Annotated in this window: 18 protein-coding genes; 6 read left to right on the top strand and 12 right to left on the bottom strand. The window is 45.7% G+C overall.

Going from position 1 to position 22,798, the window contains the following annotated elements:
• The first annotated feature begins 455 nt into the window (after window positions 1-455).
• The 4 genes from G493_RS29895 (at window position 456) to G493_RS0117635 (ending at window position 8,140) form a co-directional block, all read left to right on the top strand.
• Window positions 456-2,879: an acyl-CoA dehydrogenase gene (locus G493_RS29895; RefSeq protein ID WP_035274996.1), complete on the top strand. Its 2,424-nt coding sequence runs from the start codon at window positions 456-458 to the stop codon at window positions 2,877-2,879.
• A gap of 14 nt (window positions 2,880-2,893) precedes the next feature.
• Complete coding sequence (locus G493_RS0117645; RefSeq protein WP_028581474.1) at window positions 2,894-4,210, top strand: acetyl-CoA C-acetyltransferase; 1,317 nt, start codon at window positions 2,894-2,896, stop codon at window positions 4,208-4,210.
• 4 nt (window positions 4,211-4,214) lie between these two features.
• Entirely contained in the window at window positions 4,215-6,254 is a 2,040-nt protein-coding gene (locus G493_RS0117640) for a 3-hydroxyacyl-CoA dehydrogenase NAD-binding domain-containing protein (RefSeq protein ID WP_028581473.1), read from the top strand.
• A gap of 89 nt (window positions 6,255-6,343) precedes the next feature.
• A complete protein-coding gene (locus tag G493_RS0117635) occupies window positions 6,344-8,140 on the top strand; it encodes an AMP-dependent synthetase/ligase (protein ID WP_028581472.1) in 1,797 nt (598 codons plus the stop codon).
• 21 nt (window positions 8,141-8,161) lie between these two features.
• Here G493_RS0117635 and G493_RS29890 read toward each other — a convergent pair whose 3' ends face one another.
• Both G493_RS29890 and G493_RS0117625 read right to left on the bottom strand, forming a co-directional pair.
• Window positions 8,162-10,315: an alpha/beta fold hydrolase gene (locus tag G493_RS29890; protein ID WP_051309465.1), complete on the bottom strand. Its 2,154-nt coding sequence runs from the start codon at window positions 10,313-10,315 to the stop codon at window positions 8,162-8,164.
• Window positions 10,316-10,884: 569 nt separating this feature from the next.
• A complete protein-coding gene (locus G493_RS0117625; RefSeq protein WP_051309463.1) occupies window positions 10,885-11,766 on the bottom strand; it encodes a 1,4-dihydroxy-2-naphthoate polyprenyltransferase in 882 nt (293 codons plus the stop codon).
• 179 nt (window positions 11,767-11,945) lie between these two features.
• On the opposite strand from G493_RS0117625, the gene G493_RS0117620 reads away from it, so the two are divergent.
• A complete protein-coding gene (locus G493_RS0117620; protein ID WP_028581470.1) occupies window positions 11,946-13,181 on the top strand; it encodes a glycosyltransferase family 4 protein in 1,236 nt (411 codons plus the stop codon).
• Here the strand turns inward: G493_RS0117620 and G493_RS0117615 are convergent.
• The 7 genes from G493_RS0117615 to G493_RS29885 all read right to left on the bottom strand — a co-directional run bounded on the left by G493_RS0117615 (window position 13,157) and on the right by G493_RS29885 (window position 19,439).
• A complete protein-coding gene (locus G493_RS0117615) occupies window positions 13,157-14,308 on the bottom strand; it encodes a hypothetical protein (protein ID WP_028581469.1) in 1,152 nt (383 codons plus the stop codon). The two genes, G493_RS0117620 and G493_RS0117615, sit on opposite strands and share 25 nt — an antisense overlap.
• Before the next feature lie 2 nt (window positions 14,309-14,310).
• A complete protein-coding gene (locus tag G493_RS0117610) occupies window positions 14,311-15,369 on the bottom strand; it encodes a GNAT family N-acetyltransferase (protein ID WP_028581468.1) in 1,059 nt (352 codons plus the stop codon).
• Between the two features lie 99 nt (window positions 15,370-15,468).
• Window positions 15,469-16,353 carry a protein phosphatase 2C domain-containing protein gene (locus G493_RS0117605; protein ID WP_051309459.1) on the bottom strand — a complete coding sequence of 295 codons (885 nt, stop codon included), beginning with the start codon at window positions 16,351-16,353 and terminating at the stop codon, window positions 15,469-15,471.
• 138 nt (window positions 16,354-16,491) lie between these two features.
• Window positions 16,492-17,094, bottom strand: a complete 603-nt coding sequence (locus G493_RS0117600) for an SET domain-containing protein (protein WP_028581466.1) — start codon at window positions 17,092-17,094, stop codon at window positions 16,492-16,494.
• An 11-nt stretch (window positions 17,095-17,105) separates the two neighbouring features.
• Window positions 17,106-18,629 carry a RimK family protein gene (locus G493_RS0117595; protein WP_051309457.1) on the bottom strand — a complete coding sequence of 508 codons (1,524 nt, stop codon included), beginning with the start codon at window positions 18,627-18,629 and terminating at the stop codon, window positions 17,106-17,108.
• A 331-nt stretch (window positions 18,630-18,960) separates the two neighbouring features.
• On the bottom strand, window positions 18,961-19,206 hold the full coding sequence (locus tag G493_RS0117585) for a hypothetical protein (RefSeq protein ID WP_028581464.1): 246 nt from the start codon (window positions 19,204-19,206) through the stop codon (window positions 18,961-18,963).
• Between the two features lie 50 nt (window positions 19,207-19,256).
• Window positions 19,257-19,439, bottom strand: a complete 183-nt coding sequence (locus G493_RS29885) for a hypothetical protein (protein WP_035274994.1) — start codon at window positions 19,437-19,439, stop codon at window positions 19,257-19,259.
• A 272-nt stretch (window positions 19,440-19,711) separates the two neighbouring features.
• On the opposite strand from G493_RS29885, the gene G493_RS0117575 reads away from it, so the two are divergent.
• Window positions 19,712-21,118, top strand: a complete 1,407-nt coding sequence (locus G493_RS0117575; RefSeq protein WP_028581463.1) for a sigma-54 dependent transcriptional regulator — start codon at window positions 19,712-19,714, stop codon at window positions 21,116-21,118.
• Between the two features lie 89 nt (window positions 21,119-21,207).
• Here the strand turns inward: G493_RS0117575 and G493_RS0117570 are convergent, their stop codons facing one another.
• Genes G493_RS0117570 through G493_RS0117560 form a run of 3 tightly spaced genes read right to left on the bottom strand, consistent with a single transcriptional unit; the run spans window position 21,208 to window position 22,552 of the window.
• Window positions 21,208-21,780 carry a hypothetical protein gene (locus tag G493_RS0117570; protein ID WP_028581462.1) on the bottom strand — a complete coding sequence of 191 codons (573 nt, stop codon included), beginning with the start codon at window positions 21,778-21,780 and terminating at the stop codon, window positions 21,208-21,210.
• Window positions 21,770-21,997: a helix-turn-helix domain-containing protein gene (locus G493_RS0117565; protein WP_028581461.1), complete on the bottom strand. Its 228-nt coding sequence runs from the start codon at window positions 21,995-21,997 to the stop codon at window positions 21,770-21,772. The genes G493_RS0117570 and G493_RS0117565 overlap by 11 nt, the downstream gene beginning before the upstream one ends.
• Window positions 21,998-22,000: 3 nt before the next feature.
• Window positions 22,001-22,552, bottom strand: coding sequence for a DUF2975 domain-containing protein (locus G493_RS0117560; protein WP_028581460.1), 552 nt, complete (start codon window positions 22,550-22,552; stop codon window positions 22,001-22,003).
• Between the last annotated feature and the right edge of the window lie 246 nt (window positions 22,553-22,798).

Below are 22,798 nucleotides of genomic sequence, written 5' to 3'. Positions count from 1 at the left end.
TGTGAGTAACTGGGCAAGCATACGTCAGATTCTTTCTACCCAGTGCAGAATGACAATTTCAATGAAGTGTAAGAACGGCAGTACAGTGCACGTGAGAAAAAGTAGCCGCCCGGATGCATCCCAACAGGAAATTTTGTCAGCTCTTGGAGTGCAAAATCTACCAGGTAAGCAGGTGAAGACAACAATATGAATAAAAAGTAACTGCTCACAGAATAAGAAAAAAAGTAGTGCCATAACGGCACATGCTGAACCGGTAAATATCTGTATTTACGATAAATTGTGATCCAGCGTCACGAACTTGGGTTAAGAAATAGAACCGCCTGTAATGCAAAATATAAAAAACTGCTTACAGGTATTCATAAGGCAAAATTCTTGTATTGGTTTTTATCTGTGGCCAGGGCCGCAGAAGGTGTGCCCCGGCTTTATGCTGTACCTTTCAGCTGTGGAGGTAATGTATGGGGTTTGGAATATTTGCTTTTCTGGCTCTCGTCCTATTTTTTTTTCTGGCCTATCATCGCTCCTCCCTTTTGTTTGCAGTCACGGCGTTTTTTATCTTCCTTTTGGGTGGCCTATGGGCTGCCAGGCTTCCAGCTTCTGCAACACTGATAATAATTACCTCGTATTTACTTCTTGCAGTTATATTCACAGTGCCTGTCGTGCGAAGAAATTTGTTTACACGGTATCTTTTTCGAAAGGTACAGTCTGTTGTGCCAAAGGTCAGTACCACAGAACAGCAAGCCCTTGATGCAGGAACACTTTGGTGGGACAGGGAAATCTGGAACGGGAATCCTGACTGGAACCAGTTGCTGGAGTATCCTGTACGTGAATTAACCGGAGAGGAACAAGCTTTTTTAGATGGTCCGGTTGAGACACTATGCACCATGCTGGATGATTGGAAAATTACCCATGAAGAGCTCGATCTCCCTCCACAGGTATGGGATTTTCTTAAGCAAAAGCATTTTTTCGGCATTATCATTCCCAAGCAGTATGGAGGCCTTGGTTTCTCTGCCACCGCGCATTCAGAAATCATAGTCAAAATAGCCTCAAGAAGTATTCCAGCAGCAGTTACTGTCATGGTTCCCAACTCACTTGGCCCGGCAGAACTTCTCATGCATTACGGCACCAGGGAGCAGCAGGATTATTACCTTCCACGGCTCTCCAACGGTGAAGAGATTCCCTGTTTCGGCCTGACCGGTCCTGAGGCTGGCAGCGATGCCAGTTCGATCCCTGATACAGGTATTGTTTGCAGAGAGGAGTACAAAGGGAAGCAGACCATCGGCATTCGTCTGAACTGGCATAAACGCTATATTACTCTTGGTCCCATTGCCACACTCATCGGCCTTGCCTTCAAACTGTACGATCCTGACAAGATCTTAGGCCAGGAGACGGATCTTGGTATTACCTTTGCTCTTGTACCAAGAGATACTCCACATATAACCATTGGCAGCAGGCATTTTCCCCTTAACTGCCCCTTTCAAAATGGTCCCAATCAGGGGACGAATGTATTTATTCCTCTAGATATGGTTATCGGTGGCCCAGAAGGGCTTGGTAAGGGTTGGTCTATGCTGATGGAGGCACTTGCCGCCGGACGTGGCATTTCCCTGCCCGCTCTTTCTACGGGAGGAGGTAAACTTGCTGCCAGGGCTATGGGAGCATATGCCATGGCACGTCGTCAATTCAATCTGCCGATTGCAAAGTTTGAGGGCATTGAGGAAGCCTTGACCAGGATTGCAGGAAACACCTACACCATGGACAGCGTCCGTTTATTGACCGTGTATGGTATCGATAACGGTGAACGGCCTGCAGTTATAACCGCCATTGCAAAATATCATTTGACCGAGCTGATGCGGGCCATAGCAAACGACGCCATGGATATTCATGGCGGTGCAGGTATTTGCCTTGGCCCCAGAAATATACTTGGGCGGATGTACCAGGCAGCTCCCATTGGCATTACTGTTGAAGGCGCTAACATCCTGACCCGAAGTTTTATTATTTTCAATCAGAGCCTGCTTCGCTGCCATCCCTGGCTAAAAGAAGAAATTACCGGGGTGGCCGAGCAAAATCTCATCAGATTTGATAACGCTCTGTTCCATCATATCGGCTTTCTGCTCAGCAATTATTCCCGGGCATTGGTTTATGGACTGACCGGCATTGCATGTATTCAACCTGCTGAATACCTGTCTGAAACCAGAGATTATCAGCGTCAGGTAACTCAAATGGCAACTCGCTTTGCTCTGCTGGGTGATATTGCATTGTTGGTTCTTGGCGGTGGTCTTAAACGACAAGAGAAACTTACAGCCCGACTCAGCGACACCCTTGGCTACCTGGTATTGACCATGTCGGTAATTAAACATTTTGCAGATCAAAAAGCGCCTGAAGAGGACAGACCGTTGCTGGACTGGGCCTGTCAAAAGAATCTCTACCTGGCGCAGGAAAGTATCTGGTCATTTCTTCAGAATTTCCCTGCCCGCAACCTTGCGCGAGTACTTCAACTGACCATCTTCCCTGTAGGACGCAGGTTGAAGTATCCGGATGACCGGCTGGGGAAAAAGGTTGCCGGACTCATAACCACACCTTCTGGAGCGCGGGATCGGCTTACCCGCGGAGTTTTTGTATCACAGTATACAGAAAAGCTTCACCCACGAGAAACTTTGTCCTTGCTGGATCGTTTTCTTATCCTCAATCTTCAAACTCATCATGCACAGGATACGTTGCATAAAGCTTTCAAGCAGGGGATGCTGACACACCACGACCGGTATGATCGTATTGAAGAAGCAATACAAAAAAAAATGATCAGTGTTGAGGACGCAGACAAACTTCGTGAGCTTGAACAGTTACACCAACAGATTATTACTGTGGATGATTTTGCAAATCTTTAACCGGAGAATGCTGTATGAGCCGTTTACGACCTGTCTATATTGTTGATGGCAATCGCACTCCTTTTATCAAGGCTGCAGGACGACCTGGACTATTCAGTGCAGCTGATCTGGCAGTGAACGCTGGAAGGATCCTGCTGGATCGACAGCCTATTTCACCCCAAGATCTCAGCGAAGTAATCCTTGGGTGTGTTATCCCAAGCCCGGATGAGGTGAATATTGCCAGGGTTGTTTCCCAGAGACTAGGATGTGGGGTCAAGGTGCCTGCCTGGACTGTTCAACGTAACTGCGGGTCAGGCATGCAGGCTTTGGAAACCGCTGCAGATCGCATACGAGACGGCCATTCAAGCCTTGTACTCGCTGGAGGCGTTGAAGCTATGAGCCGAGCTCCAGTACTGCTGAATCAGCAGATGGTCAGTTGGCTTGGAGAATGGAACAAAGCTAAAAATATCAGAAGAAAGCTCCAGCTCCTCTGTCGACTTCGACCTCACCATTTTTCCGTTATTATAGGCATTCTTCGTGGGCTTACCGATCCTGTAGTTAATCTGAATATGGGGCAGACAGCAGAAATTCTGGCAGAGATGTTTTCTATTACACGGGCAGAGATGGATGCATATGCTCTGCGCAGCCATCTACGTCTTGCCAAGGCCTTTGACGAAAGTCGAATGGGTGAAATCTCCCCTCTCTATAGCTCAGAAGGGACGTATTATCTTGAAGATGATGGGCTTCGTAGAGATTCGAGCATGGAGCAATTGTCGCGGCTGAAACCTGTTTTTGACCGGAAATTTGGTCGTATTACTGCTGGCAATGGTGCGCAGATAACAGATGGGGCAGCCATGCTTTTGCTCGCAGACGAACAGGCGGTAGCGCGTTACAATTTGCCGGTCATGGGGTGTATCGAAGCCACAAGCTGGGCAGGGGTACCCCCGGAGCATATGGGGTTGGGTCCGGTACATGCAGTGGAAACTCTGTTCCGACTCCATGACCTTACAATTTCTGATATAGACTATTGGGAGCTTAACGAAGCCTTTGCAGGTCAAGTGCTTGCATGTATTCAAGCCATGGCGGATCCAGAGTATTGCGCTACCCAATTTGAGCGCAGTGAGCCATTGGGTGTAATAGATCAAGAGCGTCTTAATGTTGACGGAGGTGCCATAAGCCTTGGCCATCCCGTGGGAGCAAGTGGTGCCCGGATTGTTTTACACCTGTTACATGTCCTGAGCCAGCATAATGCCAGGCGAGGTATAGCGACACTATGCATAGGAGGTGGCCAGGGCGGGGCCATGTTGATTTCTCGTATAGACTCCATAACCAAGCATGATGAAAAGGATTGACCGCATGGATATCACACAAACAGTATACAATCATTTTCATTTTTTCCTTGATGAACAGCAAATTGGCTGGCTTACCATTGACGTTGCCGATACATCAACCAATGTGCTCAGTCAGGAGGTTATATCAGAGTTGCAGCGTGTTCTCAAAGAGATACGGACGGTGGAACTGCAAGCTCTGATTATCTTATCAGCTAAGAACAATGGCTTTATCGCCGGTGCTGATATCAATGCATTTACTGAACTGGGTACAGGGCAGGAAGCGTTGGAATTGATACAACAAGGGCAGGGTGTTTTCACAGAGCTTGAAGACCTGCCGTTTCCCACCATTGCTATAATTCACGGTTTCTGTCTAGGAGGGGGCCTGGAGTTGGCCCTGGCCTGCACCTATCGAATAGCTGCAGATGAGCCAGAAACCAAAATAGGATTACCTGAAGTAAAACTTGGCATCCACCCTGGATTTGGCGGTACTGTCAGGTTAATCCGGCAGATAGGTGGCCCGGCCGCTTTACCTCTGATCCTGTCTGGCAAAATTCTCACTGCAGCTCAAGGGGCCCGCATTGGTATTCTCACCTATGCGGTGCCTCGGCGAAATTTGAAAAATGCCGCAATTCAAATTGCTTTATCTCCTCCTGCACCCAAAAAGGATACATTGGGGAACAAATTGGTGGCATCATCTCTCGGCAGGTCGCTGGTTGCAAGAATTGCCAAACGAAAACTGCAAAAGAGAGTAAGAGAGATACACTATCCAGCGCCCTATGCAGTCCTTGATCTGTATAAGAAGTTTGGCGGATCGTTTACCACCATGATGGAACAGGAAGCTCATTCTGTTGCCCGACTTATTCGAGGTGAAACTGCGCAAAACCTCATCCGTTGTTATTTTTTGCAGCAACAACTGAAATCTCAGCCAGGTGCATCTGCATTCTACCCACAAAACATCCATATTGTGGGCGCTGGAGTCATGGGAGGCGATATAGCGGCTTGGTGCGCACTCAAAGGATATAAGGTATCAATCCAGGACAACAGTCATGAAATCCTTGCCCGTGTTGTTCAACGGGCAAGCCGACTGTTTCAAAAGAAATTGAAAAGAAGGCACCTGATATCAGCAGCAATGGATAGGTTTATTCCTGATCTGAACGGGGTTCATGTAGCCAAAGCAGATGTGGTAATTGAAGCCATATTTGAAGATGTTACTGCTAAAAAGAATGTATTTAGCATCATCGAACCTCAGCTCAAACCAGAAGCTCTTTTTGCAACCAACACTTCATCCATCCCCCTAGAGACGCTGGCTCAGAATCTGCAGTACCCTGATCGCCTTGTAGGCTTGCACTTTTTCAATCCTGTGCCCAAGATGCAGTTGGTCGAGGTCGTTGGAACGGAGTATTCCTCCCAGGACAGTCTACAAAAGGCTGTTCAGTTTACAAAAAGTATCGGCAAACTGCCTTTACCGGTACGTTCCGCACCAGGATTTCTGATTAACCGTATTCTTATGCCTTACCTCCACGAGGCCGCCATATTGGAAAATGACGGTGTTCCTCCTGAAGCTATTGATCAAGTTGCAGAAGAATTCGGTATGCCGGTCGGCCCCATTGAACTCATGGATATGGTGGGACTCGATATCTGTCAATCAGTGGTTGCTTTTATGGGTAAAAACGAAAATGACCTGATGCCAAAATCCTTTCAATCACTTTTGAATCAGGGAAGAGTAGGGAAAAAGAGTGGCGCAGGATATTACATCTATAAAGGAAATAAACCCCAAAAGAAAAGGCCCCAAAAGCACTTTGTACTTCCTGGCGATATTATTGACCGGATGATACTCAGGATGGTTAATGAAAGCATATCCTGTCTCAGAGAAAAAGTGGTATCAGATAGTGACCTGCTTGATGCAGGCATGATTTTTGGGACAGGATTTGCGCCCTTTAGAGGTGGTGTTATCCAGCACATGCACCGGCAGACAGCAGCCAAGCTCTATGATCGACTTCTTGAGCTTGAAAGATCCTATGGTGAACGGTTCAAACCGGATGCCGGATGGCAGAACTATCTTTAGACCACCTTGAAGAATTGTTGATTCATCAAATGTTCCAGAGTGTTCACGCTATCTCGTAGTACTCAGAACTTTACCTTGGAGAGCATAATATGGAACACAATGCAGACTATCTTCTCCCTGATGAGGTACAAACGCTGCCCGGTCTGTTCTGGAAAAGAGTTGCCAGGACTCCTGATAGAATTGCCTACCGCTTTTTTGATACCATTACCGAACAGTGGCAGGATATAACCTGGAAAGCCATGGCAGATAAGGTATCTTTATGGGTTGGAGCCTTAGCGGAGGAGCACCTGAAACCTGGTGAAAGAGTTGCCCTTATGCTTCCCAATGGACCGAACTGGACCTGTTTTGATCTTGCCGCACAAACTTTAGGCCTGGTCACAGTTCCGCTTTTCGCCAATGATCGACCAGAGAATATTGCCTATATTCTCGAGGAAACCCAATCAAAGGTACTTCTCTGCCCAGGTCTTGCCTATTGGAACGATCTGGAACCTGTGCTTGACAGGCTCACTCACATACAGAAAATTATTACTCTGGATTACTGTAAACCACAAGAGCAGGAATCCAGGATTGTCTGCTGTGATTCCTGGCTTGATAACAGATCTTCTGCAATGCCAAAGCAATACCCGACCGACAGCGACCTTTTGGCCACCATTGTATTTACATCCGGGACAACAGGGCCGCCAAAGGGGGTTATGCTCAGCCACCGTAACATCCTGGAAAACTGCCTTGCCGGGCATCTTGCCGTGCCGGTACGTAACAATGATATCTTTCTTTCTTTTCTTCCCCTCTCTCACATGTTGGAGCGAACTGTCGGATATTATCTACCCATGATGGCAGGGGCCATGGTTGCCTATGCACGTTCCATATCCACCATTGCTGAAGATCTGACTATCATAAAACCTACGGTCTTGATCTCCGTACCAAGAATATTTGAGCGGATTTATTCGGGAATACACATCAAATTGGCAAAAAGTTCCTGGGTATCGAGAATACTTTTCAATCTGGCAGTTGCCTGTGGGTGGAAGGCATTTTGCGTTCGTCAGAAAAGAATGTTTTTCCATCCACTCCTGCTAATCAAGCCACTTATTCATCGGACTGTTGCGCGAAAAATCCAGCAGAAATTAGGAGGCCGTCTCAGAGTCATCATCAGTGGTGGTGCTCCGTTGGCACATGAGATTGCACGACTTTTTCTGGGCCTTGATCTTCCTTTAGTCCAGGGCTATGGATTAACGGAGACCAGCCCTGTGGTCAGTGTAAACCGGCTGGATACAAATGATCCGGAGAGTGTCGGTCCTCCTCTGCCAGGTATCGAAGTATCTGTAAAAGATACAGGTGAACTTCTGGTTAGAGGAAGCTGCGTTATGCTCGGCTATTGGCAAAACGAAAACGCAACACAGGCAGTGATTGACGAACAAGGCTGGCTGCATACAGGTGATAAGGCTGTGCTGAAAGATGGATACATATATATCACTGGAAGGCTTAAGGAAATTTTGGTGTTAACTAACAGCGAAAAAGTTCCGCCCGCTGATCTTGAGCTGGCAATAAGCCTTGACCCGCTTTTTGATCAGGTGATGATAATTGGCGAAAACAGACCATATCTGACCATGCTTGGAGTTGTCCAACCCGAGCGCTGGCAAGAATTATGTGCAGAACATGGTCTCTCTGCTGAAGCAAATCTTTTGGCTCATGAAAAACTTGTGGAGATAGCCCTGGCCAGGGTTGAGCAACGGCTTAAACCGTTTCCTGGGTTTATGAAGCTCAAACAGCTTCGCCTGATTACCGAACCATGGACCGTGGAAAACGGGTTGCTTACCCCAACCTTGAAGATGAAACGAGAAGCCATAGCCGAACACTATCACGACTTGATAGATGAAATGTATCAGTGAATACAATATACAGGGCACCCTTCAGGATATTGATCGAATAAAGGAAGCTATTCTATCTTGTACCAATTCTGCGTCCGGCCCCTGAACCATTACATGACATGGACAGTGCAGCAGATTTAACTCTTTCTGCTCACTTCCGATTTTTTTAAAAAGTAGTCTGCCGCCTTTTGCGTGTACAAGCGGGTCATTATCGCCGTGCAGAAGTAATGTCGGGCATTGAATTTGCTTAAGCAGTTTAGCAAGCTCTGTAAGCAGCTTCCCAACTTCCCTGATTCCGGAAACAGGATTTTGTCGGTAATTTATATTTGGGTTTTCAGCTATAAAATCAAGTGATTGATTAATTTTTTCTCCCCCGGATATTTTCTGGACCATGGTATTCCAAACATCTGTGGATGGCATAAATCTGGTTGAATAATCTTTTAAACGAAAAGGAGCTGAGACTGAAAAAACCCCTTTGATCCAAGGTGTTCGGGCGGCAATATGCAAAGAAAGATTTCCTCCCAGTCCTACCCCGCCGATAATGACCTGTCTACACACCGTATCCAGTAATATACAAGCTTCTTCGACAGCATCAATCCATTCCTCATAGGTTCGTCCTGCAAGATCTTCTGCGCATGTACCATGCCCCGGAAGTCTGGGTACGTACACCCAATACCCCTGGCTGTTTAACCATCGCGCAAAGGTTTTAAGTTCCTGTGGGGAAGACAGGTAACTATGGACCAGAACAATACCTGTCTTTCTGCTCATGCGTGGATATAAAATCGGAGCGCCCTTGTGGAGCAGGCTCACGCTTTGGCATTGCCAGGTCTGTTTGTCCTCGGCATATTGTTGTTTTGATTTTTTCAGTAAATATCGTGCCAGAACCGCTCGCAACAAGGTATCTGGCTGCCATGCCAGCGAAAAAAGAACCTTCTGCAGTCGCTCCAGTGGCTCAACTTCATTGGCAATGATTTCTACCGGATTATCAATTCGCCCATGGTGAAAGCTGACTGGAGCGGACAGCTTAGATCGATCCCGCAGAAGAGTTTTACCTTCTTCCTGCACAATTCCCTTTTCCTTGGCCAGTTGCAGAAAATTACTGAATTTTTTAAATCTGTCATCAATAAGGAGATGATGTTGTTCATGCTGCAGGGAACTATGTAGCCTACAGTTTGAAGGAGGTGTTTTTTGCAGCGTCATGGCCGCCAGGTATACCCGACGAAGAAGGTTTCTCTTTTGTACTCTTTGGTAAGGGTACAGGCGGAGGAAGGTTGCGAACAGGTGGTCATGGTTTATCGTGGTCATTGAGTATATGGCATGCATATACTGCTGCATTACGATCTTCCCTTGTTTCTTTAAGAGGCTATGTAACTCCGGCGTCTCGAGAAACTGCTGAAAATTTTTTCTTTTAAGGGCTTTTGTGACGATTTTTCTCTCCAATATGGGAGCAATAGTCATAGGTTTACCAAAGCGTATGTCAAGATCAACCCCGGAAAGAAGCATAGTGCCTTCGATCATGATCTCCTCCAAAATCCGGTCCGGCAGATCTTTAATCATCTTCGCAGCAAGAGTTGCCGCTACATTCTCCCTGGCCCGTAAAGGATAGTAGGTGAGATTAACAGGAACGACGCTGGGACTCTTGAGCTTGGCATTTTTTAACTCAGACAGTCCTAAATGTTGATATACCTGTTGGCATAATGAAGGATCATCTGCATGAAAATCCAGATAACGCTTAAAGAGTTCTGCACGCATGGCCAATATAGCAGCGCCTGTATGTGGCTCTCTCAAGCCTTTTGGATTAGTGGCCATATATTTTCCCCCATGAACGATCTTTTTCGTCTTTACCATAGATCCCTCAGGGAAAATGATCCAATGTGCTTCTCCGGTCAGTAACGTCCGGGTTATCAACTCGTCGCGTTGCGGGTGATTGGTTGATACAGCTCCGACCATTTCAATATAACGGCCAAATCCTCCCTGAAACAGCTGGGCATTGGCCAGAGACCAGACTGGAATTCCTGTCAGGCTGAAAATCTGATGGGGTAGAATAAAGGTTTCGATGCGGGTAAAATGATTAACAACAAAGATACAGGGCGCATCGGGAATGTTTTCCTTCCCATGAACAGAGATATTCGCTTTGGATAACCGGGAAAGCGCTTGAATAGCTATTCCAGTGGTAAGATATGCCGAACGATTCATGGAGGATTCAACTCCGTTCAATTAAGGGGATCTTGTATAATGAGTTGTTTATAATGGAGATCAGCTATGTAAGAAATTTGACCGGAGTCATATCTTTGATAACTGAGCCTACTCTTGCCTCCGAAGGCAACATTTTCAGCATAACGCCCAGGACCGGCAGAACAAGCAATTGTTCAAAATCCCTTTAAAGATATACTTACAATTTAGTAATTATTAAGCATAATACAAGGTCCAAGGGTATTCTACTGACGTCTATGTCAGTTGTATTATGAAGCTCATGAACTCCTGTAATCTCTGTGTCTTTTTATCGAATGAGTCAGGTCACATTACCATCAGCAGGCAACTGTTTGCGCAGAGACCTTGGGAGTAGTACTTGCAGTTAGAGTATGTTGCAAATCTACTGTGTGGTTAGGAATCAGGATACGGGAGGGATACTCGATGGATTTTGTTCTGAATGAACGTGAGCTAATATTTTGATACTATCAAGATGGCAGTCTAAAATGTTGAATATGTCTATGTATTGCAATGTTGTTTTCCGGTCAATGCACTTTGAGTCGCCTGAGGCAATATCAGGCCAGAAACAGGCCAACGCTTATCAACAGTGAGTAGAGAATTAATACAGCAGCAGTTTGGCCTAACATACGGATATAGACTTTGCCATCTTGTGGCTGGCCAATCATCAGCCAGAGTTTCATACCCAGTGGAAATACCACCAGGGGCAGCAATGGCAAGGCAGATTGTAAGATGTAGGCTATGGCCAGGGTGCATGCCAACGCGATTGCAAACCAGAGGCGATATTCAAAAGCGGAAAATTCTCGTCCAAAGCGAACAGCCAGGGTACGTTTGTTTGCCTTGATGTCAGTTTCCACATCCCGATGATTATTCACCACCAGCAGGTTGGTGCTCAATGCACCGACCGCAGTGCCTGCAAGGAAGACCAGTATAGTAAGTTCTCCTGCCTGTACATAATAGGTGCAACCAACGGCTACCCAGCCGAAAAAGATCATCACGAAAAGTTCTCCTAATCCCAGGTACGCCAAGGGGAAGGGGCCTGCAGTGTAGCCGTAGCCCAGCAGGATGGAAAGGATGCCGACTGCCAGCAACCACCACCCTCCAAAGGGGATGAGTCCACATGCGAAAATGAGAGCCAGAAAGAAGATCCCGGCGGTCATCCGCTTCATCCATTTCAGGGAGATCAAGCCTGAAGCAGTTACACGCTTTGGACCCTGGCGTTCTTCGGTGTCAGCTCCTTTGATAAAATCATAATAGTCGTTAGCGAAATTGGTGCCGATCTGAATTAACAGAGCGAAACACAGACAAAGTAAAGCTGGCACAAAAAGGAAGTGGTCAGCCTGGTGTGCCAATGCGCTACCGACCAGTACCGGTCCCATGGCTGCTGGCAGGGTTTTGGGACGGATGGCAAGAAACCAGGGGGGTAAACTGCTTTTCATGGTTGAGGTAATTTACGTGAAGGTTGTAAGAAGTGGAATGTATCCCTCTGTTTTTTCTCAATATGCATTTTGCACACTTTAACGTCTTTTTATCTCTCTTTCAATTGCACTGTACTTTGTCTGTTTAAGAATGGTTCTCAGCTTGACTTCCTGTTTTCTCTGCCTGATAATAAATGATTATGAAAATACTTCATCTTCTCAGTCAGCGTCCTGATTTCACCGGCAGCGGTATTTATTTACAAAATATTATACGCATGGCCGAGAAAAAAGGGCACAGGAATTACCTGATTGCAGGAGTCCCTTTTGATAGCCAGGTTGTCCCGCTGGACGTTAGTACAGATGCCTGTAGATTTGTTACCTTTTCAGGAGGAGATCTGTCCTATCCAGTACCTGGCATGAGTGACGTTATGCCGTATCAAAGCAGTCGTTTTCGTGATCTTACTCCTGCAGAAATTGAGGAATATGAAAACGCGTTTTCAGGTCGGATTAAAGAGGCACTGGAAAAATGGCATCCGGACATTATTCATAGCCATCACCTCTGGTTGATGAGTGCCATAGCAAGAAATATTGCGCCTCATCTCCCTTTGGTTACAACCTGTCACTCCACTGATTTGAGACAATTTATCAACTGCCCGCATCTGCGGGATAGAGTAGGGCAACCTTGCCGTCAAATTGATAGGATCATGGCGCTAAGCAGACAGCAATCTGCTGACATAACCGAGCTCTATGACATTCCTTCTGGACAAATCACCGTTACTGGAGGGGGATTTACAGCAGATTTGTTTTCTCCCGGCAAAAAGCCTGCTTCACCACCTGTTCAGATTATTTATGCCGGTAAGCTGAGCAGAGCCAAGGGTGTTCCCTGGTTGTTGAGGGCCTTGGAAAGGATAGCCCACTTGCCTGTCCATTTGCATCTGGTGGGCCAGGGAACGGGAAAAGAAGACGCCGAATGCCGAATGCTGGCAGACAAACTCAAATGTGGCGTAACGCTATATGGTCGGGTAAGTCAGGATGTTCTGGCACATCTCATGGGCAAGAGCCACCTTTTTGTGTTACCGTCTTTTTTTGAAGGGTTGCCTCTTGTGCTTTTGGAAGCACTGGCCAGTGGTTGTCGTGTGGTAACCACTGATCTTCCAGGTTGTTGTGAGTTGCTCCAGGGTGTGGACAGCAACTTGGCGCAATTACTTGAACTCCCACCATTGCAGGATGTGGATAATCCATTTCCCGAAGATATGGAAAAGTTGACTGCGAATCTTGCAGAAATTCTGGAGAGAAAGATCAACGAAAGTTTAGTCGCTCCTGATGTGAAAAGTGAGATGACCAGCACCATAACCGCCAACTATACATGGCCGGCAATATTTGCAAAAATAGAACAGGTGTACCACGAGGTTCAGTCGGCAACCAGTTGCAGGTAGAGTTCCTTTCCTGAAGCCTCCAGTTCAAGAAGCAAGGTCCTATCTTCTGGTGTTTTGCGTATAATATGTTCTGAATGAACTTTCCAGTTACAATTGACAGGGTGTTTTACCCGGAGAAAAAGCCTGTCAACCTTATACGAGGATGGTGGCAGGTTTTTTCGATTCACCAATATTCCTGAATTCATGGGAACAAGTTGTCCCAACTGCTGATGACAATACTGGCTCCAGCATGTCTGAATATCAGGAACCAGGATTGTTGCAGCATCGTCTGCACTTTTTCGAATAGCGGTTATCCATCTGCTGACCACCTCATAATTTCGCCCTGGATCTGGATGAAGCAGATTGCTCCAGTGGAGAGCTACTATAGGCCCGTTCAGTGGACGTTCAGGACTGGCTGCAACAACATTCCATGGCGTTGGCGACATGCCGCGTTCCAGAACCAGGACATTCTCCTCCCAGGTGATATGCTTGGCAAGTGGAGGTGAAAATCTTCTGGTTCTGGAAAATCTGGTGGTTACAAAGTGAATACCATACTGGTGGAGAATTGACTGGAACGAATCAGGACCATTGCCAAAACTGTGCTTAAGTGCAGGAGGGATGAAAGAACGGGGAAACGCACCCAGGTTATGTTGGTCCAGGAGTTCTCCAAAAGCGTCCAGATGTGTTTTGATGATCTCAGGGGAGCGCATCCAACAGTCATTGTCATGGAACTCTGTGCGATACATCCTGCCATCCTGCCAGAATTCGTGACCAACACCATGAAGGGCTATCTCAAGGTCATCTTGGTGCTTTCTCAGATAGTGTGCAGTTTCCTCAAGCCAGGGCCCCCGGTTGAGGTGATTGTTCCATGATTCTTCCATCCAGGTGGCACCGCCAACTTTTTGTAAAAAATCGTTCGAGTCCCATTCGCAGAGAACCATGGCCAGTAAGATGCGCATGGAGAGTTGTTTTGCCAGATACGACAACGCTTCATAGTCAGCCAGGCAATGTTTTCTGGGCATTCCAGTTCTAAATGGCTCCTGTCGGGAGGAGCCGTCTTGGCCTTGCCACCAGCCCACATCTTCGACAACAAGAAAAAGCGGTTTGGGAATGATGATCTCAAAACCGTTATGAATCAGTGTGTTCATGGTTACAAGCTGATCCAGCGTCTTATTTTTGGGCCGATGGTATTTGATTCTGCAAGCGTTAAGGTGTTCCAGCCCTTGAGGTTCAGACTTTCTTTTTCCGGATACCATTCCTGCCCGGGCAAAGAAAACACTTCCCAGCTCAGCGGACGACTCTCGGCACCCCATTGCTTTTTAAACGTGTAGGTTGAAGCTCCGGGGCTGGATCTGCCAAAATCAAAGCAGGAAAGTCCTTGATCACATGCCCAGGAGAGCATGGTCCAGTAAAGCAACATATTCGGGCAGAGTGGGCGATAGGCTCGCAGCGAAGAAGCCCAAGGGTTATAGAGTGTATTTCCTTTTGTAAGAACAATGGAAGATGCCAATGGCACTCCTTGTCTTTCTACCAGAATAATCCTGACAGATTCTCCAAACGCTTTGAAGATCTCAATGAAAAAATCATACGAATGGACCGGTGAACCCAAATCACGCATGTTGGTTCCGAAGATTTGATAAAAAGAGTCAAGGAGTTCTTTGCCTCCCACCTGGGAAGTACAGCTATTTTTTTCTGCCTTACGAACCTGATTTCTCACTTTGGAGCCAAGTTGCTGCCAAAGAACTGTAGAACATTGCGGTAAAAAACGTCGCAGCCCGACTTTGAAATCAAAGCTACGGTGTTCCCAGCCTTGAATTTTTATATCGTGGATAGCAAGAGGATACAATGCATCCTGACGTAACTCGACATGGGCAACTTCGAGATCTCTTGCCAGGGCAAAGGCGCTATTTAGTAATTCACTGAAAGATTGGTAATCATTGGCAAAAATCCCAGCACAATCAAGATAGGGAAGGGAAATCAAGCGGTTTATGCCATCAGGGGGATGAAAATATATAAGGGGCAGAATTGAAGAAAATTTTTCGACAGAAGAACTTCCGGTAGAGGGGAGAGCGAGAAAATATGGCTGATGGTCGTAACTGTTTTTAATTATGGACGACCAACTGTAGCGGAGAAAGGGACTAAGCTCCGGATGGGAAGAGACATACGCGTCCCAGGCACGTGTGTCATGGCAGAGATAGGGTTTCCACATGATTTACGCTACCATGTCGGCCCTGGCCATACAAGATAAAAACGGTTTTGCACAGTGGTAGGCAACCTCAGGAGAACTCCGTCTGGTGTTGACGAACGATTACGGAAAAGTAATGGCTATTGCGGTAGCATCATCATGCATTTTAAAGCGAGGATACAGATGACAGGATGTATCCTTTTTCTGCAGGCTCCTCACATGCTCTAAAATGCCTCCGACACCTCTCTGGTGGTAAAGGCTGACAAACTGTTCCATAGTGCTATTTTCTGATTTCTCATTACCTGAGCATGGCAGGGACAAACCATCGGTGTATAAAATAATATCCGCTATGCCTTCAAGAGGTTCCCGGCCAGAGTTGGCAAAATCAAGGGCCTGTTTTTCACCATTCAATGAGCCATACTCCACATTCATTTTTTCTCTTACCTCAATGATCTTTTCTTGAAGCAAGTCAAGAATGTTGTCATCTGGAGAAGGATTCAGTTTTTTCCACTCAGCAAAGGTTTCTTCATCCTGACCTGGATCTTGAACCAGCATGTGAAAAGAGCCGTCGCGCTTGATTGTGAGGATAAGACAATCGCCGATTTGGCACCAATCAAAGTAATTCTCTTCAATTCGTACCACTGCCATACTTGTGGACCAGCGATTCCATTTTTTTTGGAGATCAACGGCAAAAGTAGCCATATGATTACGGATAAGTCGGTTGGCTTTGTCTGTCAGTTCCAGCAGCGAGCCCTGGTTAAGTTTGAATACCTCGGCAGCCTGCTGTGCAGCAAGGAAGCCTCCACTCGTGCCATCGCTGAAAAGTTGGCCATTTATACTGGAGGCTCCATCAAAAACTCCGAAGATGTTATCCTGCATGAGAAGGACATCTTCGTCGATTACACCGGTTCCTCGTTCGCGGATGTAATCGACCTTTCGATCATTACAATGTGCAGATAAAGGGGGAGATATGGACTCACGGATTAATTCATAGGGTGAAGAATACATAGTTCCTGGTAGATATCATATTTTAAGGATCCCTTAACATCTACCATAGGTTGTTACTATTGAGCAAATAGGAATTTTTAATGATAATTGAGTCTTGAATTGTCAAAGCTAATAGAAGGGTACAATCTTTTGGAAATATTATAAAAACATCGACCCTTCTTCAATAGGTGTTGCATAGCATGTGGATATGGATTGCATGGGGCACTCACCCTTGCTCACTTTACATAATTCATCCCAATTCCCATTCTGGAGATACCCACGTAAAGGTTGATGAACCGAGCTCAAGAATTGAAAAGCTTTTTGTAAACGCATGTCCCAGGTGTGACTGTAGCGTAACAGGTCGTCTGGACGTACAATATGTTTATCCGGGCCTGGAAGTTCAAAGGGTTCCAGGATGTTTAACGTGCCGTAATGATTTGTTAGCTCTTCATCTGTGTGGATGTCTCGTACTGCGATTTCAACTTGATAGGCTGTAATGCATGTATTGGGATTGTTGTTATGGTTCATGTATCGAGTATTGTCCCAGCAGAAAATAAAGTTGCCCCTATTGTTACGATAGCTGTAATGCAGAATGGTTTCCTGTAATTCTGTGCTGTATTGCCGGAGTTGAGCAGGCGTTATCTCCCGGTCGAGTTGGTCCTTGACCCAGGTGATGGTCCCTGTTGGAATATAGGCTGTGGCAAAGAGGCCGTAACCAATGTTCTCATTAATATATCTGACTTCAGTGGATGGATGTATCATGGCGATTTTGGTCAAAAGCTTCTTTTGGTATCAAGGCGCTGGGTGATTTCTCGTAATATAATCTTGTACAGCTCTGCTCCGAGTATTCTGTCTTCAACGCCATGGTCCACTGATGGATTATCGTTAATTTCGATCACTTTCAGACCTTGCCGAGTTTCTTTCAGATCCACGCCATAAAACCCCTTTCCTATAGTGCCAGAGGATTTCTCCGCAAGTTTTGTGATACATCGGGGAACGAGGTGTACAGGTATAGTTTCGCATTTACCTGATTGTACGTTTCCGTTGGAGGAGTGTCTGTAAATCTGCCAGTGTCCACGTGCCATGAAGTATTTGCAGGCAAAAATAGACTCGCCATTGAGCACACCTATCCGCCAGTCATACTCTGTGGGGAGAAATTCCTGGGCAAGGAGCACTGATGAATGTTGAGCAAGTTCTTTAATCTTAGCATTAAACTGTTGCTCGGTTTCTACTTTGTGTATTCCTATGGAAAAGGAACCATCGGGAATCTTCAGAACCATTTTTTCGCCAAGAAATGAGGCAACCTCGTCAAATGAAGGTGGATTCTTGCAAAAAAGCAATTTGGAACGAGGTGTTGGGATGCTCTTATTATCAAGGAGTTCTTTTAGATATACTTTATTTGTGCAGCGAATGATGGATGAAGGGTCGTCGATTACAACCATATCCGCCTGCTCTGCCTCTACAGCGAGCTTGTACGTAATATTGTCAACAGCAGTGGTCTGACGAATAAACAGCGCATCAAATTCAAGCAATCTGCTCGCGTCTTCTTCTGTCAATAGTTCTGCGTTGAGACCCATTTTACGCGCCTCAGAAATAAAAAGATTCAGGGCTCTCCTGTTACTTGGAGGCATTGATTCCCCTGGATCATGAAAGATGGCAATGTCGTAACGCGCAGGTTTTTTTTCTTTGGGTTTTCTCCATACTTTCTTATTAAAGCGGTCAAGATTGTCGGCAAAAAGGTCTTGTTGGTGGTCATCAAGCTCTTTGAGGGTAAGTGGCCGGATATCTGTAATATGGTGTGGACGTTTAAGATTGAAGCATACCCTGAGTAATGGTGCGGGGTATTGTTCAAAGATAGCCCTGGCGATTTTGCTGAAAGCGGGATTTTCAGGTTTGCCAAAATAGAGATCAAGAACATATTCTTCAGATGTGTCGCTTTCCGGTAAAGAGTTTTGTCCGTTGGTCATAACGGGGACTGGTGTATCAAGTCTTACCGGGCTTTTTCGGTCCAGCTTGTTAAGGGTTTCAATGCTGGGCAGTATTTTATGTTTCCTGGCCTGGGCGAGCAAAGAGCAATAGTAACCTTCGGACAGGTAGTGCAGATCTGAACAGAGATTAATGACCAGGTGGGGTTCTGCGCTTAATTTTTCATTTTGCAGGTACGTGGTTGCAGTGGTTACTCTATCAGAGGAATAATAGGGCGCCCAGAGATCCAGAGAATCAATAACAAGAAAAACATTTTTAAGGGTAGGTGGACAGTCTGGGATTGCTGTTTCCCCTCTGGTAGCTGATTGCATGGGTACGGTTTGCCTTTATTTGATTTGGAGTAGAATAATACTCCGAATATATTGAGAAAGAAGTGAACTGAACACAAAGGCTACATACGGATAGAGGTAACTGATCACGGGTATGCCGGCCTGTCACTGACGGAGAAAGGTCGGGGGATAATTGCAGGTGCAGCATCCTCCGACTTTTCCTGGTTTTATGGTGTTGTGGGCATCGGGCATGGTCTGGAGGCTATCCTTCCACGCAACGGATTGTGACACAGGAATGTATGCTTTGCCAGTAATGTATCTTGTTGAATACATTGCTTTCTGAAATAAGGCAGATACATTTCTCCTCTCTGACCTATGCACCAGGCCCTGCCGGCACATAGGTAATGACATGGAGTATCTTGTCCTTGTTTTCATTGTGCAGAGTTCCATTAATGGTTATCTGCTGACGCAGCAACAACAATATATCATTGAGTCGATCATCAAACCTGACAATATATTTTTCTTCATCATCGGTCAGAAGAGCGCACCCGGTCACAGTACCATTTGTCTCCCACTGATCGGCAACAAGAAGACCTGTGAGGGTGGAACGTCTCGACACAGTCTCTCCTAATCCATTGCTTAGACCATATTTTTTACATACATTATCTTTTAATATTCGTTTACCCTGTAATTGTGATCTTCATAACGTTCAACTAGGTCGAGCCTGATAGGGGTGAGTGAAATGAGTTGGAATTCTCTTTCACATTCTTCGCAGTAAACCTCATCACCAGCTTCATGGTCGTAATAGATTTTGATTCTACCGCCACACATCGGGCACTTTTTCGTTTTCATGATAACTCCAAGTCAAAGTTAATAGCTTATAGACTTGTTGGCAAACAGTGTGCCTGTTTTTAACTATTTGTTTTAGCGGTTTTTTTAGTTGATGTGGGTGGGAAAAGAGAACTTTTTGTTCTCTTTTTGTTCTCCAGTGACTATGCTGTGAGTCTATATTTTACGCAAAAGACAGCTTTTGCATGATTTTATAAAGATAGAAGGTGATGAGAACTTTTGGTTCCTGTTTTTTTATGATGGGAACCTGGATTTCTTCTTTTTCGGGAAATGGTATGAAGCAAATTCTCGTGGTGAGCAAAAATCCAGAATTGCTGGCAAGTTTGAGGACAATATATCCAACAGGTTTTCAAATACTTACAGCCTCTTCAGTTATGGAAGGGCTTGATTTGTTCCGTCAGTATCGTTGTGATGTCATATTTATTGAATTACGAATCCTTCAATATTTTTCTCAAGCCAGTTCCAGTGACTATGGTGCTGCGCTGCAGCCATTCAGGGCACAATCACCAAATGTTGACATTGTAGTCATCACCTCCCAGGAGTTATTGCGTGAGGCCGTTACTGCAGTAAGGCAGGGTGCAAGTGCGTATATCATGTTTCCCATAATTGCTGAAGAGCTTCGGTTGGTTTTCAGTACGCTCAGGGATTCGCAAATAGTACAGTCAGAACGTAACTATTTACGTGATCAGTTCTGGGACCAGGATGCTGCTCCTTTTGTTAAAACTCAATGCCAGAGAATGAGCAAAGTCTTTGAAGATGTTCGTTCTGTCGCTCCAACAAAAAGTACTGTATTGCTCACCGGAGAAACCGGCACTGGGAAGGGTGTGCTGGCCAAGCTGATACACCGCCATAGTAACAGGCGCAATGAACAATTTATTCATGTCCATTGTGGTGCCATTCCTGACACGCTGCTTGAAAGTGAACTCTTCGGTCATGAAAAAGGTGCTTTTACCGGTGCTGTCAAAAGAAGAATGGGCAAGTTTGAAATAGCCCATGGCGGGACTATTTTTCTTGATGAAATCGGGACGATAACACCTGCTGCACAGATCAAGCTCTTGCAGGTGCTACAGGATGGTGTCCTGCAAAGGGTGGGGAGCGAGCAGGATACCAGGGTGGATGTTCGAGTGATCGCTGCCACCAATGAAAGCCTGGACCGACTATGTGAAGAAAAAAAATTTCGTAAAGATCTGTATTACAGGCTCAATGTGTTTCCCATTAATTTACCCCCGCTGAGGGAGCGAAAGGAGGATATATCAGGTCTTGCTCAAACGTTTATTCAACAGTTTAACAGGTACCATGTAAAGGATATCCGGGATATTCATCCCCAGGTAATAGAAGCCTTTCTGCGATATTCATGGCCGGGAAATATTCGTGAATTAGAGAATATTATTGAACGGGCCTGCATTCTTGAACGTTCTTCCGTACTATTGCCTGAAAGTTTTCCTGCCGAACTTTTTGCAGTGGAGGAAAACCTTAGCAGGGTTCAGATGGATACCATGCTGACTCTTTCAGAGGTCCGAAGAAGGGGGCTTGAGGAAATCGAGCGTTGTTATCTAAAGGGAGTGCTTGAAATGCATAGAGGCGTTATCAATAAAAGTGCTGAGGCAGCAGGGGTTACAACGAGACAGTTTCATAAGTTGATGAAGAAATACGGTTTACGAAAAGAGGAATTCAAAAAATAAGCACGTTGCAGCTTCTGGCTGGCAAGGGAAAAAACGTGTTAGAGCCTATCCTGTGAGCTTTGCAAGATCGGCTGCAACGTGCCTTGACATTATTGGGTTTCAGTTGGGTGTATTTTCAGGAAAATGCTCGCTTTGACTCCCGAGGCTGATGAAGTTGTAAGCCCCACACTAAATTCACCTCCTTTGATATGAAGCACTTCCTTGCAGGCATCAATGGAATTGAGAGGAGCCCAATGGAGAGCATCTCTACTGACATAGAGCATGTAATGTTCCAGGAATGCTTCCATTTCCTGTTTATCCATTTTAGCAAAATCACTTGATTCTAATTCCTCCAGGCGTTTCCATTCTGCTTCCGTCATGTTCTGCGGAACCTGAACCCGGAAATAGAGCGGCTCTTTCAGTACCAGATCTATATGATCCTGACCGAAATGTACCAGATCACTGTCTATATGCAAAAGTATGGGGATCACATCGCCTTTTTGTAGTGCAATGACATACTGGTTTGGATCACTTCTTTTTGGAAGAGCCTGAACCTCTTCCAGAGAAAGAATCTTTTCCTGCGGGAAAGTCCTGGTAATTACATCATGACCAGCGCAGCCGGTCAGCACTGAAAACAGAACACAGAGAGCTGCAATACAATAGAACTTCATTCTATTCCTCATGGTTTTCTCCTTCTTGGCTAATATATTCAAGGATATCTCCTGGTTGACAATCAAGTGCTTTGCAAATGGCGTCCAGAGTTTCAAAACGGATGGCGCGTGCTTTACCTGTTTTGAGAATGGAAAGATTCTGCGGAGTAATGCCCACGGCAGATGCCAGTTCATTGGAACGCATTTTTCTGCGTGCAAGCATCACATCGAGATTAACACGTATGGGCATCGTTTATACTGTCAAATCGATATCTTCTTGTAATTGCCGTCCTGCTTCCATTACCCAGGATATTACGGCAAGAATACCGCCCAGCACCAATATATTTATGTCATCAGAACCGAGGCTCAATGTCAGCATCCTCTGGCCAGGAGGATGATGTAGGGTAAGAACAACGCTCAGGAGACTTCTGCAGCAGAGCCCGGCAGCAAATGACAGCAGAAGCACCTGGGAAAGTCTTTTGTACCAGAAAACATTGGCAGCCAGAAAAATCTGTCCCTGCTCGTAGAGCTGAAACAGGCGTTGCAGGCAGTAGAGCCCATACACACCTACTCCAATGGGCAACAGGGTAGTTACGATGAAACCCATCAGCAATGTTGGCCATGGCAGAGGGAAATGCAAATAATAGGGTAAAACCTCTTTTTGAACTAATTCGGGAAGATGATTCAGGAATAACCAGAATAATCCATTTGACAGGGGTACCACAGCCATCAAGATCTGCATGAACAGCCGAAACCTCCGACTGACCCTTTTGAGTTTCAGCGTATTAGGTTTGTCTTTTTGCATAATGTCAGTCTCCACAGATAGTTAGGTCTTTATAATTATCGGCAACTACTCATGGTGCACCTGATTTTCCACGATCGGTTTGACTTAGGAATGATCAAATACGTTGCCCAGCCTGCTTACGAAGGTCTCAGGAGCACTGCAACCATTACAAATACGAGAGATGTTAAAGTGTATCCGTCTCAACTGGGAATAATTACGATAAATGTACTGGCGATAAGCTCGGTTGTATGAAACAGATATCTCTAC

The organism is Desulfogranum japonicum DSM 18378 (genome assembly GCF_000429945.1).
GTDB classification, from domain to species: Bacteria; Desulfobacterota; Desulfobulbia; order Desulfobulbales; family Desulfobulbaceae; genus Desulfogranum; species Desulfogranum japonicum.
The sequence above is the reverse complement of the archived record's forward strand: the minus strand, read 5'-3'. Positions and strand labels throughout refer to the sequence as shown.

Coding starts and splice junctions, on each gene's coding strand:
- G493_RS0117615 (WP_028581469.1), bottom strand. CDS start 14,308: ATGAACACACTGATTCATAACGGTTTTGAGATCATCATTCCCAAACCG.
- G493_RS0117600 (WP_028581466.1), bottom strand. CDS start 17,094: ATGATACATCCATCCACTGAAGTCAGATATATTAATGAGAACATTGGT.
- G493_RS0117640 (WP_028581473.1), top strand. CDS start 4,215: ATGGATATCACACAAACAGTATACAATCATTTTCATTTTTTCCTTGAT.
- G493_RS29890 (WP_051309465.1), bottom strand. CDS start 10,315: ATGAATCGTTCGGCATATCTTACCACTGGAATAGCTATTCAAGCGCTT.
- G493_RS0117595 (WP_051309457.1), bottom strand. CDS start 18,629: ATGCAATCAGCTACCAGAGGGGAAACAGCAATCCCAGACTGTCCACCT.
- G493_RS0117570 (WP_028581462.1), bottom strand. CDS start 21,780: ATGAGGAATAGAATGAAGTTCTATTGTATTGCAGCTCTCTGTGTTCTG.
- G493_RS0117575 (WP_028581463.1), top strand. CDS start 19,712: ATGAAGCAAATTCTCGTGGTGAGCAAAAATCCAGAATTGCTGGCAAGT.
- G493_RS0117645 (WP_028581474.1), top strand. CDS start 2,894: ATGAGCCGTTTACGACCTGTCTATATTGTTGATGGCAATCGCACTCCT.
- G493_RS0117565 (WP_028581461.1), bottom strand. CDS start 21,997: ATGCCCATACGTGTTAATCTCGATGTGATGCTTGCACGCAGAAAAATG.
- G493_RS0117610 (WP_028581468.1), bottom strand. CDS start 15,369: ATGTGGAAACCCTATCTCTGCCATGACACACGTGCCTGGGACGCGTAT.
- G493_RS29885 (WP_035274994.1), bottom strand. CDS start 19,439: ATGAAAACGAAAAAGTGCCCGATGTGTGGCGGTAGAATCAAAATCTAT.
- G493_RS0117560 (WP_028581460.1), bottom strand. CDS start 22,552: ATGCAAAAAGACAAACCTAATACGCTGAAACTCAAAAGGGTCAGTCGG.
- G493_RS0117605 (WP_051309459.1), bottom strand. CDS start 16,353: ATGTATTCTTCACCCTATGAATTAATCCGTGAGTCCATATCTCCCCCT.
- G493_RS0117635 (WP_028581472.1), top strand. CDS start 6,344: ATGGAACACAATGCAGACTATCTTCTCCCTGATGAGGTACAAACGCTG.
- G493_RS0117620 (WP_028581470.1), top strand. CDS start 11,946: ATGAAAATACTTCATCTTCTCAGTCAGCGTCCTGATTTCACCGGCAGC.
- G493_RS0117625 (WP_051309463.1), bottom strand. CDS start 11,766: ATGAAAAGCAGTTTACCCCCCTGGTTTCTTGCCATCCGTCCCAAAACC.
- G493_RS29895 (WP_035274996.1), top strand. CDS start 456: ATGGGGTTTGGAATATTTGCTTTTCTGGCTCTCGTCCTATTTTTTTTT.